We start from the raw sequence: 14902 nt of genomic DNA, 5'->3' as shown, positions 1-14902 counted from the left end.
TCCCTAGAAAGGCGCAAGGCCGCATTGCGCGGCCACCACGCGCCAGTTCCCGTCGATCTCGCCCCAGGTTCGCGTGTAGCGCAGGCTGCCCGCGAACGGGGCGCCGCCGAAGGTGCCGGTGATGACCACGCGCGTCACCGTGACCGCGAACGTGCCATACACGCGCACCCGCACATCCTCCGTCTCCAGCTTCTCGATCCGCTGCATCCCGTAGCGATGGCCGTTCAGGTCGTCGGCCTTCGTCCAGACCTTGCCGGTGGCGTCGACGAAGCTCAGGTCGTCGGCGAGCAGCGCGTCGAGCGCGTCCACGTCCGACTTCATCATCGCCTGCTTCAGGCGCGCTTCCAGTGCAAGGATTCCCGTCTCGTCCATGGTGTCGCTCGCTAAAAAGAGTGAAGCGTGAGGAGTGAAGCGTGAGCATCGCATCGCGTGGACGGAGAACACAAGCGCCGTGATTTCGCTACTGGTGTTGCACCTGAGATACACCGAAAGCAGGCTGAAAGCACTGTCACAGTTTCGTCTTCAGCGACCGCTACAGTTGCGCCCGTCGCAATGAACACGTCGTAGAACGCGGATTTGACCGACATCGTCACCACCACCGCGAACCAACTCACGGAGCTTGTTTTGAAGAAGAATCTCTTGGCGACCGCCGCGCTCGCCGCATTTGCCGCCCTCGCCGCCACCTCCGCGCACGCGCAAAGCAGCGTCACGCTGTACGGCATCATCGACGCCGGTATCAGCTACGCGAACAACGCAGCACGCACCGGCGGCAGCGACTCGCTCGTCAAGTACGACGACGGCGTGGCGCAAGGCAGCCGTTGGGGCCTGAAGGGCTCCGAAGACCTCGGTGGCGGCCTGAAGGCGATCTTCACGTTGGAAAACGGCTTCAACAGCGGCACCGGCGCACTGGGCCAAGGCGGCGCTGAATTCGGCCGTCAGGCATTCGTCGGTATTTCGAAAAACGACGTCGGCGCACTGACCTTCGGTCGTCAATACTCGTTCTCGACCGACTACCTCGGCGGCGCGTACTCGATCGGCGGCCAGACCGTCGCGGGCAACTACGCTTACCACATCAACGACGTCGACCAGCTGACCTCGAGCCGTATCAACAACTCGGTCAAGTTCAGCAGCGCCAGCTTCTACGGCGTGACGTTCGGCGCGATGTACGGCTTCTCGAACGCAGCTGGCGCCTTCGCCGGCTCGCCGACGGTCGGCACGACCGCCGGTTCGTCGCGTGCCTACAGCTTCGGCCTGAACTACAAGACGGGCCCGCTCGGCATCGGCGCGGCTTACACGGACATCCACTACCCGGGCTCGTCCACGCCGACGTTCTCGACCAACATCGCGAACATCACGCAAGCCAACATCAAGGACCTGCGCACGTTCGGCATCGGCGCGAACTACGCGCTGGGCGCAGCGACGATCTTCGGCCTGTGGACCAACACGCGCTTCGAACCGGTCACCGGCGCGAGCTCGAAGTTCAACGCGTTCGACATCGGCGGCAAGTATGCCTTCACGTCGGCGCTGACGGCTGGCCTCGGCTACTCGTACATGAACCTGACGGACAACGCCAAGGGCCACTGGCACCAGTTCGACGCATCGGTCGACTACGCGCTGTCGAAGCGTACCGATGTGTACGTGCTCGGCATCTACCAGAAGGCTTCGGGCCGCAACGGCACGAACGACGTGCAAGCGCAGATCGGTTCGGCGACCAGCTACTTCGGTACGTCGGGTCTGGGCGAAGACGACCAGCTGGCGTTCCGCGTCGGCATCCGCCACAAGTTCTAAGCATCGCGGCGACGCCGGACGTCCTCTCGAGGGACGTCTGCTGAACGAAGCGGGCCGCCTCCGGGCGGCCCGTTTTTTTACGCGCTCACACGCTCACACGCTCACACGCTCACGCGGCTCAGCATTTCGCCACGGCGACCTTGTGAGGATCGGCGTGAGCATGCAATGCCGGAGCGGTGGCGGTGCCGCCGTGCTCGTCGAGATACGTGCAAGCGGAGACAATGTCGCGCGCCAGCGACATCGCGACGGTGTGGTTGATGTGTGGACGCACCACCACGCGCAGACTCCTCACTTCCTCGGCGTTGGGCGGCATCGAATACGCCGACAGCACCCAGCCCTTCTCGCGCACCTTGTTCGACACATCGAACTCATTGAATTTCTTCACCTTGGGATCGAGCGTGACGGCGACGACAGGAATGCGCTGCGTCTCGTTCATGATGGTGAAGTAGCCGCTTTTGACCAGTTCGTCGCGCAGCCTGACCGCATTGGCGAGCGTGTGCGTCATGATGCGCTTGTAGCCGTCGAAGCCGAGACGCAGAAACTGGTAGTACTGCACCGCGATCGGCGCCGCGTTGCGGCTGAAGTTGAGGGTCGCGGTAGGCATTTCACCGCCGAGATAGTTGACGTAGAAGATCAGGTCTTCATTGAAGACCTTGCGCTCGCGGAACACCACCCAGCCGAGTCCTGGCGGCGTAAGCCCGAACTTGTGTCCGGACGCGTTGATCGACTGCACGCGCGGCAGACGGAAATCCCACGCGTAGTCCGGATAGAGAAAGGGATTGACGAAACCGCCCGAGGCGCCGTCGATGTGCATCGGAATCGAGATGCCGGTCTTCTGTTCGTACGCCTCGAGCCAGTCGTGGATCGCCTGGATGTCGTCGTCTTCGCCGGTGAACGTCTGTCCGGCGATCGCGACCACCGCGATGGTGTTCTCGTCGACGTACTTTTCCAGCTGATCCGCGGTCAGCCGATAGTTGCCCGGCTCGAGCGGCACGATGCGCGGCTCGACGTCGAAGTAGCGCAGGAATTTTTTCCAGACAATCTGCACATTGCCGCCGGTCACCATGTTCGGTCGCGAGGCGTCCTTGCCGGCCTTCTCGCGCGCCTGCCGCCAGTTCCACTTGTGCGCCAGTCCCGCCAGCATGCACGCCTCGGAAGAGCCAATGGTCGCCGCACCGTAGGGCTCCACGTCTTTCGGACCGTTCCAGAGCTCGTGCAGCCAGCGGACCATGCGCCTCTCCATCGCGAAGAGTTGCGGATACATGTCATGGTCGATGTAGTTCTTGTACATGTTGCGCCGCGCGGTCTCCACCGCCTCGGGTTCCGCAAAGGTCGTGACGAACGACGACATGTTCAGCATGGGATTGGTGTCGGTCCACTCGTCGCTCCAGACCAGCGCGTCCGCGGCGCGCGCCGAAATGCCGTGTCGCGGGAACGCGTCCTCCGGCACCTCGAGATTGAACTCGTCGTACATCGTGACTTTTTCGGGCGGCGTGCCGTCCGGGGTCGTTGCAGCATTCATTGCCTTGCACCCTCTGCAAATAAGGATTGGAAATGTCGATTACTTCGCCGTCTTGCCGCCTTCCTTCTTGAAGCGCTCGACGTATCGATCCATCAGCTTGCGAATCGCGCGGCCGATCTGCATGTAGTCGCTCTCGTTGAGATTGGCGAGCGACACGCGGCCCGAAGGATGCGGCGTCCCGAAGCCGCGTCCCGGCAGCAGAACGACGCGCGCTTCCTTCGCAAGCTCGAAGAGCATTTCGGATGGCTGCACGCTCTTGAGCACCCAGTCGACGAATTCCTTGCCGTACGCGCGCCCACCCATGTATTCGAGATCGAGGATCGTGTAGTAGTCGACCTGGTTCTCGTCTTCCGCTTCCTGCGCAACACCGATCTCGCGATAGAGCGCCGCCTTGCGGCTGCGGATCAGACGCTTCAGCGCGTTCTTGTAGGCATCGGGCGTGTCCATCAGCGAGAACAGGGAGAACAGCACCATCTGCACCTGTTGTGGCGTGGAGAGGCCGGCCGTGTGATTCAGCGCGACGGTCCGGCTGTCCGCCACGAGACGGTCGATGAACCTGAGCTTGTCGGGCTCGGTCGTGATCGATTCGTAACGTTCGTGCAGGATCGCCCGCGCATCTTTCGGCAAGGCCGCGATCTGCTCGTCCAGCACGTTGTCACGGTGCGTCGCAATCGTGCCAAGCCGCCAGCCGGTCGCGCCAAAGTACTTCGAGTACGAATAGACCAGGATGGTGTTCTTCGGGCACAGCGCGAAGAGCGACACGAAGTCGTCGGCGAAGGTGCCGTAGACATCGTCGGTGAGCAGAATCAGATCAGGCCGCTCCTTCACGATTTCGGCGATGTACTGCAAACTCGCCTCATCCATCTTCACCGACGGCGGGTTGCTCGGATTGACGAGAAAGAACGCCTTCACCTTCTTGTCACGTAACTTGTCGAGCTCGCTTTTCGAGTACTGCCAGCGATTCTTCACGTCGGCATCGAGGTTGATGACGTTCAGCTTGTAGTCGTTCAGGCGCGGGATTTCGATGTAAGGCGTGAAGATCGGCCGGCCGAGCGCGATGGTGTCGCCCGGCTTGATCAGGAAATTCTCCCGCATCGTGTTGAAGATGTAGGTCATCGCCGCGGTACCGCCTTCCACCGCGAAGACGTCGAATTCGCCGACGAACGGATGCTTGCCGATCATCTCGCGCCGCAGATACTGCTCGACGATGCTCTCCGACAGCGTCAGCATGCGATCCGGCACGGGATAGTTGCAGGCGAGAATGCCTTCGCACATTTCATACAGGAAATCAGCCGCATTCAGGCCGAGCTGGTCGCGAACGTAGGACACGGCGCCCGCCAGGAAGCTGATGCCGGGCGTTCCGTGAAATTCGCGCGCAAAAATTTCGAAGCGTTCCTCGATGCCTTCGCGCTTTGGAAATCCGCCGACGCCTTCCGGCATATAGGCGAACGAACGCTCCGACTCCCGCATCGCGAAGAGGCCCAGTTGCCAGAAGCCGTGGCGCGGAATCGTCGCAAGAAAATTCGGATTACCGCGGCCCGCATTGAGCATCGCGAGATTGGCGGGCCGCTCGACCGCGCTGCCGCCCGCGGCCTTGATGAGCTCGTCCTTGAGTTCGAACGGGCTGAGCGCTGCCATCGCAGCACGATCGTCGCGAGCCGGCTTTGAAGATTTGGCCATCCAACACCCCCAGAAAAAGAAATCAACTCGATGAAACTTGAAAAGGCGTGTGGCACGCTCACGAGAGCAGCATGACGATCACCATCCCCCAGATGGTCAGCAGCGTATTGCCCACCGCGTAGGTGACCGTGTAGCCGAGGCCCGGCACCTGGCTTTTCGCGGCATCGCAGATCATGCCGAGCGCGGCCGTCGTGGTCCGCGCGCCCGCGCAGATCCCGAGCAGGATCGCCGGATGAAACCTGAAGACGTATTTCGCGATGTACATGCCGAGAATCAGCGGCACGGATGACGCGAAGATGCCCCACAGAAAGAGGCTCACGCCGAGCTTCTCGAGTCCCGCGACAAAGCCCGGGCCAGCGGTGATGCCCACCACGGCGATGAACACGTTCAGGCCGACCGAATTCATGAACCACAGGGTCGGAGACGGGATCCGTCCGAAGGTCGGGTGAATCGCGCGGAGCCAGCCGAAGACAATGCCCGCGATCAGCGCGCCGCCCGCGGTCGACAGGGTGATCGGAATGCCGCCCGCGTGGATGACGACCGCACCGATCAGCGCGCCAAGCGTGATCGCCAGGCCGGTGAACGCCATGTCGGCGACGTCGCTCGGGCGGTCGATCACGCCGGCCGCCTTTGCGACGGCCGTGGTGTCCTGCGTGCGCCCGACCACCGTCACGGTGTCGCCACGATGCAGTTTCGTGTTCGCCAGCACCGGAATGAGCGTTTCGGTCGCACCGCGTTTGATCCTGCGGATGAACACGCCGCGCGCGCCCGGCAAATGCGCCAGTTCGCCGAGCGTCTTGCCTTCCAGCGCCTTGTTCGTCACGTAGATATCGACGCCTTCGACCGGCACGGCGAGCAGTTCCGCGTCGTCGACTTCTGTCGCCACGCCGCCGCCGAGAATCTCGACCAGCTGATCGCGCCGTCCGACCACGGCGACCACGTCGCCGGCCTGCAGTACGTCGTCGATCTTCGCGTCCTGGATCTGCCCGCCGCGCCGGATCCGCTCGATGAAGAGCCGGGCGCCCGTGGGCTCCAGCGCTTCTGCCTGCGCGACCGTCAGACCCGCGACACGGCCATGTTCCTGCACGCGATAGGCGCGCAACGTGAACTGATGCCAGCCCGAGCCGTCGCCACCCAGCTCCGCGCCGCCGCCGAGTTGCTTCTCGTACTCCTTGCACGCCGCAACCAGATCGATCCCGAGAAGCCGTGGCCCGAGCATCGCCAGGATGAGCGCCGAGCCGATCGTGCCGAAGATGTAAGTCACGGCGTAAGCGGTAGGCATGGCGTCGAGCATCGCCTTGGTTTGCTCGGGCGGCAGGCCGAGGCGGTTGATGGCATCGGTCGCGAGGCCCATTGAAGCCGAGATGGTCTGCGAGCCCGCGAACAGTCCCGCCGCCGAGCCGATGTCATAACCGGCGATCTTCGCGGCGACCCACGGCGCGGCCAGACACAACACGCACTGAATGACGGAGAACAACGCCTGCGGCAACCCGTCCTTCGCGATGCCGCGCACGAACTGCGGCCCGACGCCATAGCCGACGGCGAACAGGAACATCAGGAAGAAAACGGATTTGACGTTGGGTGAGATGGTGATGCCGAGCTGGCCTACGGCAATGGCGGCGAGCAGGGTCGCGGTCACCGCGCCGAGACTGAATCCCTTGAAGCTTTTTCCGCCGACCCAGTAACCAATGCCCAATGAGAGAAATACGGCGATTTCAGGATAACTACGCAGTGTTGCAGTAAGCCAAGACATAAGCGTTCCTTGTCAAGTCGAAGCTGCTTTGCCGTTTTTTCGACTAAGAACGGCAGAAAATCAGCACGATCATTTGAATCGCCTGAATTATATGGACGAAGTTTCAACCGTCCGCTCGAAATGAAGCGCAGCTTGACCGACGACAAAACACGCACAACTCGACGCAATCTTTCTGCGTCTTGCCGGGCGTATGTGAGCCGTTCATTGGCGTGGGACTGCGCCGAGCACGGATTCATCTCGACGGGTCACCAATACACCAATTTTCGAAATTGTCCCTAACAAGTCCGCAATTTTTTGCGAGCGGCAATTGGCTGACGGTCTTCGATGAGCGCTTTGGGTGTTGAGGCAACTACTCGGGAGAGGGGGAGGCGGAGGCAGGGACGCGCACGCTGATGCGCGCGGAAAGACAGGCCGAATGGCGGGGAGGATGAAACTGGCTTGCGCTCGATGCGCGAGCAATGAAGAACGACGGGGCGCGCCGTCGTTCTTCGGTTTTTCAATGCGTGGTCATTCCGCCGTTTCGAGCAGCGGATAATCCGTATAGCCCTTCGCGCCAGGCGCGTAGAACGTCGAGGTGTCCCAGTCGTTCAGCGCGGCGTCCTGCTCGAAGCGGCGCACCAGATCCGCGTTCGCAATGAACGTCTTGCCCCAGGCCACGGCATCGGCATCGCCGCGCGCGATGATCGCTTCGGCGCTCGCCTTCGAGAACCCTTCGTTCACGATATACACGCCGCCAAACGCCTTCTTCAGTTGCGGTCCGAGGCTGTCGCCTGCTTCATGCTCGCGCGCCGCGATGAACGCAATCTTGCGACGGCCGAGTTCACGCGCCACATAACCGAAGGTCGCGGCACGGTCGCTGTCGCCCATCGTGTGGGAATCCGCGCGCGGTGCAAGATGCACGCCCACACGGTCCGCACCCCAGACGTCGATGCACTCGTCGACCACGTCGAGCAGCAGGCGTGCACGGTTTTCAATCGCGCCGCCGTAGGTATCGGTACGCTTGTTGGTGCTGTCCTGCAGAAACTGGTCGAGCAGATAGCCGTTCGCGCCATGCACTTCAACGCCGTCGAAACCCGCGCGCTTCGCATTCTCCGCGCCCTTGCGGAAGGCAGCGACCACGCCGGCGATCTCATCCAGTTCGAGCGCGCGCGGCGTCACGAACGGACGCTGCGGACGCACGAGACTCACATGTCCGCCCGCCGCGATGGCGCTCGGCGCGACGGGCAGCTCGCCGTCGAGGAACACCGGATCCGAGATGCGGCCCACGTGCCAGAGTTGCAGCATGATCTTGCCGCCTGCATCGTGCACGGCCTTCGTCACGAGCTTCCAGCCTTCCACCTGCTCATCCGACCAGATGCCCGGCGTGTCGGCATAGCCGACGCCCTGCGGCGTCACCGAAGTGGCCTCGCTGAGAATCAGACCGGCCGATGCGCGGTCCGCATAGTACTGCGCCATCAGCGCGTTCGGCACACGCTCGACACCGGCACGCTGACGCGTGAGCGGGGCCATGATGATGCGGTTCTTGAGCGTAAGCGCGCCTACCTTGAGCGGATCGAAGAGAGTCGTCATGTAATGGCATCCTAAATAAGTTTGAAGCTGGACTGCGCCGGGCGAAACACCCTGCTCAGAGCTTCGCGAGGGAATCGCGGAACGCCTGGATCACCGCTTCATCGCGCTTGAAGAACACCCATTGTCCAACGCGCTTCGTGGTGACGAGTCCGGCCTTTTGCAAAACAGAGAGATGCGCCGAAACGGTGGACTGCGACATGTCGCAGCGCCCATCGATCTGACCCGCGCATACGCCGTGCAGATGCGGCAGTTCCTGATCAGGGAAATGCAGCTCCGGCTCCTTCAACCACTCGAGAATCTCGCGGCGAAGGGGGTTGGCGAGGGCCTTGTGAATTGCGTCGATGTCCATTTCGGTGCTCTTGCGTCTGACGAAACGGATGCGCATGCGTCCGAAATCGTCTTGCGTCGAAGTTTATATCGGGAATTTACGATATGCAAGTGCCGATGCTTCAACGATCCGCAATCTCAGGCGTGGAGGCGGCGCCGGCATTGGTCGAATGACAGGCGGAGAACGGCACGACCCAGCCGCCCGAGCGCATCGTGCCCTCGACGAAGGCGTCCCGGGCGAAGCGCCCCTTGAGGATGCTGCCGTCAGGACGCGTTTCGACGCCCTGACCGTCGGCCTTGCCGTTCACGACCTGTCCGACGTAGCGGCCGCCGTCCGCGCGTGTGAGCGTGTCGGCGGCGGCCTGCCCGGTCATGCATGCCATGGCCAAGCACAACGAAACCGTGCGCACGTTCATGCGACCTCCCGTGCCGTGAGCTTCCTGCGAGCACGCTGCCACAGCGAGCCAGACGTCTCGGTGCGCTGTGCCGCACATGCAATGGCATGCACCGTTTCACGCACCGTATTTATTCCAAGAATTTCCGGGCAATTTGTTCTGTAATACCAAGTAGCCGATGGCATAATCGCCGCCGTCACGATTTCCCTCCTTACTTCCGATCACGATGCGCCGTCGCCTCCATCAACGAACGGGTTCACTGCTGGCGTTGTTCGCCATGCTGCTGATCACGTTCGCCCCGGCGATCTCGCAGTTGCTCGCGGCGCAGGCGCATGCGGCGGACTTCACTGCGGAACTGTGCTCGGCGCACGCGAAACTGGCGGACGAGCCTCACGGCTCCGACGCCCCCGCGCACCTCGACGGCCAGGCCTGCGGCTACTGTCATGTCTTCGCGCATGCGCCTGTCTTGCCGGCCGCACGGCTGGCGTTCTCGCTGGATCTTCCAGCGCGGCAATCCGTCGCGGCCGCGCCTGCGCGCGACACGCGGCGCGCCACGCACTTCTCACCGGCGCAGCCACGCGCCCCGCCCGTTCTGATCTGACCTCGTTCCCATGACGCGATGCCCTGGCGGCATCGAACGGATTCGCACGCCTGTGCGCGTGCGCGATCTTTCACGACCGATATCAGAGAAGAACCATGCACCTGTGCCCGATCCCATGCGGCAGCGCGCCGACCTCGCCTGCTTCCACGTTCGTGGAGGCGAAACAATGAAATACGCCCTCGCCAGAAGAAGCGCCTTCGCCACCGGCGTGAGCCTGCTGTTTGCCTCGCGTGCGTTTTCCCAGACGACGCCCGAGCCCACCGCCACGCTCCCTGCCGTGATCGTGCAGGGACAGTCCGATCAGTCGCTCACGTCGCAGAGCGTCGCCCAGGACAAACGCAAGCTCTTCGAGACCGTCGGCTCGGTCGGTTTCGTCGATGGCGACGACTTCCAGAACACCTACGCCTTCACCCTGCGCGATGTGCTCAAGGACGTTCCCGGCGTGTTCGTGCAGAACCGCTATGGCCAGGAACTGCGGCTGTCGATCCGCGGCTCGGGCATCGCGCGTACCTATCACACGCGCGGACTCGAAATCCTTCAGGACGGCATTCCGACCAACCTCGCCGACGGCAGCGGCGACTACTATCAGATCGACCCCATCGCGCTGCAATCCGTCGATGTCTACAAGGGCGGCAACGGCCTCGCGTACGGCTCGTCGATGCAGGGCGGCGCGATCGACTTCATCACGCCGACCGCCCGCACCGCCGAAGCGCCGAACATCCTGCGACTCGAAGGCGGCAGCTACGGCACGGTGCGCAGCAGCGCGCAGTTCTCACGCGTGCTGGGGCCGCTGGATTTCATCGGCACGTTTTCGGTGAATCATGCGGATGGCTATCGCGATCACGAACGCGGGCAATACGAGCAGTTCAACGCGAACATCGGCTACCGCTTTTCGCCGGAGGTCGAGACGCGCTTCTACTTGGGCGTCTATGTCGTCGATCAGGACATGCCGGGCACGCTCTCCCTGAGCGACGCGCTGAACAATCCCACCAAGGCCGCGCCGAGCGCGCTGTCCGGCGATCAGTCACGCGACACGCGCACCGAACGCATCGCCAACAAGACGAGCGTGAAGCTGGATGTCGGTCAGCTCGACGTCGTCACCTGGGCGATACACAAGAGTCTCTATCACCCGATCTTCCAGGTCCTCGATCAGGACGGCTGGACCTACGGCATCGCGCCGCGCTATACGGCGACGCTCAATCTGGGCGGCATGCGCAATGACGTGATCGCGGGCGCGCGCTTCTTCGGCGGCAATACGCAGGCGCGGCAGTACGTCAACGTTTCAGGCAACGAAGGCACGCAGACGCTCGATTCCACGCAAAGCGCCTACAACTACGAGGCCTACGTGGAAGACCGCCTGTTCTTCCTGCCGACCGTCGCGCTGATGGCGGGCTTCAAGGCGCTGCGCGACGTGCGCCAGTATGTCGACCATGGCGGACTCGCCGCCGACCCGACCTACAAGTCAACCAGCGAGACCTTCAGCGGCGTGAATCCGAAGCTCGGCCTGCTGTGGCAGCCGAACCGCGAGATCCAGGCGTACGTGGACATCACGCGCAGCCAGGACGTGCCCGACTTCAGCGACCTGACGCAGACCTTCTCGAACACGACGCAATTCACGCCGCTGAGCGCGCAACATGCGTGGACGCTGGAACTTGGCACGCGCGGCACGCGCGACCGCGTGAGCTGGGACCTGACGGCGTATCGCTCGATCGTGCGCGATCAGTTGCTGCAATACACGACGAGCCCCGACATCCCCGCCTCCACCTTCAACGCGAACAAGACCGTGCTGCAAGGTGTCGAAGCGGGCGTGTCGGTGGACGTACTGCGCAACCTGACGAGCCCTGGCGCGGGCGACAAGGTGACGCTCTCCGGCGTGTGGAACCTGAGCGACTTCCGCTTCAAGGACGATCCGGTGTACGGCAACAACCGCATCGCGGGCGTGCCGGTGAACGTGATGCGCGCGGTGCTCGGCTACTCGCGGCCCAACGGGTTTCACATGTCGGCATCGGTGGACTGGGTGCCGGCAGGCGCCTGGGCCGACGACGCCAACACGCTGCGCGTGCCCGGCTACACCTTGCTCGGCCTCCAGGCGGGCATGGACTTCAAAAACGGGCTGTCGGTCTTCCTGGACGCGCGCAACCTGACCAACAAGCGCTATGTCAGCGACATCAGCACGGTCGCCGACGCTCGCACCGCATCGACCGCGATCTTCTATCCGGGCGAGGGACGCAGCGTCTTTGCGGGCGTCCGCTACGCCTTCTAGGCCGTTCCGCGTGGCGGATCCGGCGGCCCGTGTCGATACGGCACACGCCGCCGGACCGCGCGGTCTGGTAACCTGCCCGGTTTCACCGGTCGTCGGATACTCTACGCAACGCTTATGGATACTCCCTTCAACGAACGCGGCGTCACGCTGTCGCGCGCGGGCCTGTCGGCCTCGGGCCAGATGATCCCGCTGCGCGAACTGCGCGCGGCGCGCGTCGTCATGATTCCGCGCCAGAAGCCGCTGCCGATCCTCTTCGCGCTGATCGGGCTCGTGGTGCTGGGCGCAGGCATCTTCACCGGCTCGGGCGCGGCGCTCGTGCTCGGCATCATGATCGTCGTGGTCGGCTACCTGACCTGGATCACGCAGGACGTCATCTATCAACTGATGGTCGCGACGCCCGACGGCGAGCGCGAAGTGCTCATCACCAAGGATCAGGACTTCGCGGACAAGGTGGCCGCGCTGGTCGCCGAGGCGGTCGCGAAGCACGCGGCGAACTCTGCGGCAGTCAAGCCGCAGAGCTGATCGTCACGGAGTCAGGTGATCTGCAACGGCTCGACGTGCCAGATATCGCGGGCATACTCCGCGATCGTGCGGTCCGACGAGAAAATGCCCATGCCGGCCACGTTCTCGATGGCGCTCCGGGTCCACGCGTCCTTGTCGCGGAACTTGAGATCGACTTCGGTCTGGGTCTTGTCGAAGCTGTCGAAGTCGGCGAGCACCATGTAGTGATCGCCCCAGTCCACCAGCGTGTGGAAGATGTCGTAGAAGCGGTGCGGCTCTTCCGGCGAGAAGTGCCCGAGGCGGATCTGGTCGAGCGCCACCTTCAGCTCCGGGTTCTCTTCATAGATCTGCCGCGGCCGATAACCCGCCGCGCGCAAAGACTCGATCTCGTCGGTCGTGTTGCCGAAGATGAAGATGTTCTCGCGCCCCACCGCATCGCAGATCTCGATGTTCGCGCCATCCAGCGTGCCAATGGTCAGCGCGCCGTTCAGCGCCAGCTTCATGTTGCCGGTGCCTGATGCTTCGGTGCCGGCCATCGAAATCTGTTCGGAGAGATCCGCTGCCGGAATGATCAGCTCCGCGACGCTCACGCCATAGTTCGGGATGAAGCCCACTTTCAGGCGATCGCCGATCAGCGGGTCCGCGTTGATCTTCTTCGCGACGTCGTTGATGAGCTTGATGATGTTCTTCGCCATCTTGTACGCCGACGCCGCCTTGCCCGCGAACATCACCACACGCGGCGTCCAGTCCTTCTCCGGATTCTCGCGGATGCGGTTGTAGCGCACGATCACATACAGGATGTTGAGCAGCTGCCGCTTGTACTCGTGGATCCGCTTCACCTGGAGGTCGAACAGCGCCTCGGGATTGATGATCGCATTGGCATCGCGTTTCGCGCGTTCGACGAGCCGCAGCTTGCTCGCGAACTTCGCGTCATGAAATGCCTTGCGGAATTCGGGATCGTCGCGCCATTCGCGCAGCCGGCCGAGTTCGAAGAGATCGGTGCGCCAGCGCGGCCCGAGGCGCTTGTCGATCAGGCTGGACAGCGACGGACTCGCCTGCGCCAGCCAGCGGCGCGGCGTGACGCCGTTCGTCACATTGGTGAAGCGCTCCGGATACATGCGCGCGAAGTCGGAGAAGATGTTCTGCACCATCAGTTGCGAGTGCAGCTTCGAGACGCCGTTCACCTTGTGACTTGCGACGATCGCCAGATGCGCCATGCGCACGCGGCGCTGGCCGTATTCATCGACGAGCGAGATGCGGCGGATCAGCTCCACGTCACGGCCGAACTTCTCGGTGACCTGCTTCAGGAACTGCGCGTTGATCTCGAAGATGATTTCCAGATGCCGTGGCAGCAGCCGCGCGAGCATCTCGACGTCCCACGTCTCGAGCGCTTCCGGCATCAGCGTGTGATTCGTGTACGAGAACATCTGCTGGATCAGCTTCCACGCCTTGTCCCACGGCAGATGATGACGGTCCACCAGCAGGCGCATCAGTTCGGGAATCGCCAGCACCGGATGCGTGTCGTTCAGGTGCACCGCCACCTTCTCGGCGAGCCGCCCGAAATGCGTATGCGTGCGCTGATAGCGGCGGATCAGATCCTGCATCGTCGCGGACACGAAGAAGTATTCCTGGCGCAGCCGCAGCTCGCGGCCGGCTTGCGTCGAATCATCCGGATACAGCAGCCGCGATACGTGTTCGGACGTGTTCTTCGCTTCCACCGCACGGCGATAATCGCCCTGGTTGAAGGCGGAGAGATCGAACTCGTCGGTCGCGCGCGCGGACCACAGGCGCAGCGTATTCGTCGCGGTCGTGGCGAAGCCGGGGATGACCGTGTCGTACGCCATCGCATTGACGTGCTCGGTATCGATCCAGTCAGTGCGGTCTTCATGCTGCACGGTACGCCCGCCAAAATGCACGGTGTACACCACTTCCGGGCGCGGAAACTCCCACGGATTGCCCGCCCGCAGCCAGTAGTCAGGCATTTCAACCTGATTGCCGTCGACGATGGTCTGGCGGAACATCCCGTACTCGTAACGGATGCCATAGCCGAAACCGGGCACGCCGACGGTTGCCATCGAGTCGAGAAAGCAGGCGGCGAGACGGCCCAGGCCGCCGTTGCCGAGCGCGGCATCGGGTTCGAGATCCTCCAGCGCGGAGAGATCGACGCCGAGACCGGCAAGCGCGTCACGCACCTCGTCGTGAATGCCGAGCGCGAGCAGCGCGTTGGTGAAGGTCCGGCCGATGAGGAACTCCATCGACAGGTAATAGACGCGTTTCACGTCCTGTTCATATTGCAGACGAGTGGTGCGCATCCAGCGCGCCACGAGGCGGTCCCGCACCGCCAGTTCGACGGCATGCAGCCAGTCGCGCGGCTGCGCGGTGACCGCATCCTTGCCCACGCCGTACATCAGGCGGTTCGAGATGGAGCGCCTGAGCGCATCGACAGTACTATTGAGCTGGTCGAATTCCAGGTCGACGGATGTCATCGAAACCTCCGGTTATT

12 protein-coding genes are annotated in these 14902 nt (G+C 63.1%); 4 read left to right on the top strand and 8 right to left on the bottom strand.

All coding sequences use genetic code 11. The features are described from left to right. Positions 1-3: 3 nt before the first annotated feature. The gene (locus QCE83_RS29440; RefSeq protein ID WP_309819521.1) at positions 4-372 is read right to left on the bottom strand and encodes a nuclear transport factor 2 family protein; all 369 of its coding nucleotides are present in this window, start codon (positions 370-372) and stop codon (positions 4-6) included. A gap of 252 nt (positions 373-624) precedes the next feature. Here QCE83_RS29440 and QCE83_RS29435 point away from each other — a divergent pair, with 252 nt between their 5' ends. Further along, entirely contained in the window at positions 625-1788 is a 1164-nt protein-coding gene (locus QCE83_RS29435) for a porin (protein WP_309819518.1), read from the top strand. Positions 1789-1906: 118 nt separating this feature from the next. Here QCE83_RS29435 and QCE83_RS29430 read toward each other — a convergent pair whose 3' ends face one another. The 6 genes from QCE83_RS29430 to QCE83_RS29405 all read right to left on the bottom strand — a co-directional run bounded on the left by QCE83_RS29430 (position 1907) and on the right by QCE83_RS29405 (position 9055). Further along, entirely contained in the window at positions 1907-3310 is a 1404-nt protein-coding gene (locus QCE83_RS29430; protein WP_309819516.1) for a glutamate decarboxylase, read from the bottom strand. Positions 3311-3349: 39 nt separating this feature from the next. Next, the gene (locus QCE83_RS29425; RefSeq protein ID WP_309819515.1) at positions 3350-4990 is read right to left on the bottom strand and encodes a bifunctional aspartate transaminase/aspartate 4-decarboxylase; all 1641 of its coding nucleotides are present in this window, start codon (positions 4988-4990) and stop codon (positions 3350-3352) included. A 58-nt stretch (positions 4991-5048) separates the two neighbouring features. Next, on the bottom strand, positions 5049-6743 hold the full coding sequence (aspT, locus tag QCE83_RS29420; RefSeq protein WP_309819513.1) for an aspartate-alanine antiporter: 1695 nt from the start codon (positions 6741-6743) through the stop codon (positions 5049-5051). A gap of 507 nt (positions 6744-7250) precedes the next feature. Continuing rightward, entirely contained in the window at positions 7251-8312 is a 1062-nt protein-coding gene (locus QCE83_RS29415; RefSeq protein ID WP_309819511.1) for an alkene reductase, read from the bottom strand. A gap of 55 nt (positions 8313-8367) precedes the next feature. Further along, positions 8368-8661: a metalloregulator ArsR/SmtB family transcription factor gene (locus QCE83_RS29410; protein WP_309819508.1), complete on the bottom strand. Its 294-nt coding sequence runs from the start codon at positions 8659-8661 to the stop codon at positions 8368-8370. A gap of 100 nt (positions 8662-8761) precedes the next feature. Continuing rightward, positions 8762-9055, bottom strand: a complete 294-nt coding sequence (locus QCE83_RS29405; protein WP_309819506.1) for a hypothetical protein — start codon at positions 9053-9055, stop codon at positions 8762-8764. 205 nt (positions 9056-9260) lie between these two features. Here QCE83_RS29405 and QCE83_RS29400 point away from each other — a divergent pair, with 205 nt between their 5' ends. From QCE83_RS29400 to QCE83_RS29390, 3 genes are all read left to right on the top strand, one after another. Beyond that, on the top strand, positions 9261-9635 hold the full coding sequence (locus tag QCE83_RS29400) for a DUF2946 domain-containing protein (RefSeq protein ID WP_309819504.1): 375 nt from the start codon (positions 9261-9263) through the stop codon (positions 9633-9635). Between the two features lie 166 nt (positions 9636-9801). Further along, complete coding sequence (locus QCE83_RS29395; RefSeq protein ID WP_309819503.1) at positions 9802-11898, top strand: TonB-dependent receptor; 2097 nt, start codon at positions 9802-9804, stop codon at positions 11896-11898. A 114-nt stretch (positions 11899-12012) separates the two neighbouring features. Further along, positions 12013-12420 carry a DUF6232 family protein gene (locus QCE83_RS29390; RefSeq protein ID WP_309819501.1) on the top strand — a complete coding sequence of 136 codons (408 nt, stop codon included), beginning with the start codon at positions 12013-12015 and terminating at the stop codon, positions 12418-12420. An 11-nt stretch (positions 12421-12431) separates the two neighbouring features. Here QCE83_RS29390 and QCE83_RS29385 read toward each other — a convergent pair whose 3' ends face one another. Continuing rightward, positions 12432-14885 (bottom strand): glycogen/starch/alpha-glucan phosphorylase, encoded by a 2454-nt coding sequence (locus tag QCE83_RS29385; protein WP_309819498.1) that lies wholly within the window; start codon positions 14883-14885, stop codon positions 12432-12434. Positions 14886-14902: the final 17 nt, after the last annotated feature.

This window comes from Caballeronia sp. LZ034LL (assembly GCF_031451215.1).
Lineage (GTDB): Bacteria > Pseudomonadota > Gammaproteobacteria > Burkholderiales > Burkholderiaceae > Caballeronia.
Note: the sequence above shows the minus strand (reverse complement) of the source record. Positions and strands in the feature narration are given on the sequence as shown.

Coding starts and splice junctions, on each gene's coding strand:
- QCE83_RS29425 (WP_309819515.1), bottom strand. CDS start 4,990: ATGGCCAAATCTTCAAAGCCGGCTCGCGACGATCGTGCTGCGATGGCA.
- QCE83_RS29400 (WP_309819504.1), top strand. CDS start 9,261: ATGCGCCGTCGCCTCCATCAACGAACGGGTTCACTGCTGGCGTTGTTC.
- QCE83_RS29410 (WP_309819508.1), bottom strand. CDS start 8,661: ATGGACATCGACGCAATTCACAAGGCCCTCGCCAACCCCCTTCGCCGC.
- QCE83_RS29415 (WP_309819511.1), bottom strand. CDS start 8,312: ATGACGACTCTCTTCGATCCGCTCAAGGTAGGCGCGCTTACGCTCAAG.
- QCE83_RS29440 (WP_309819521.1), bottom strand. CDS start 372: ATGGACGAGACGGGAATCCTTGCACTGGAAGCGCGCCTGAAGCAGGCG.
- QCE83_RS29390 (WP_309819501.1), top strand. CDS start 12,013: ATGGATACTCCCTTCAACGAACGCGGCGTCACGCTGTCGCGCGCGGGC.
- aspT (WP_309819513.1), bottom strand. CDS start 6,743: ATGTCTTGGCTTACTGCAACACTGCGTAGTTATCCTGAAATCGCCGTA.
- QCE83_RS29385 (WP_309819498.1), bottom strand. CDS start 14,885: ATGACATCCGTCGACCTGGAATTCGACCAGCTCAATAGTACTGTCGAT.
- QCE83_RS29430 (WP_309819516.1), bottom strand. CDS start 3,310: ATGAATGCTGCAACGACCCCGGACGGCACGCCGCCCGAAAAAGTCACG.
- QCE83_RS29405 (WP_309819506.1), bottom strand. CDS start 9,055: ATGAACGTGCGCACGGTTTCGTTGTGCTTGGCCATGGCATGCATGACC.
- QCE83_RS29395 (WP_309819503.1), top strand. CDS start 9,802: ATGAAATACGCCCTCGCCAGAAGAAGCGCCTTCGCCACCGGCGTGAGC.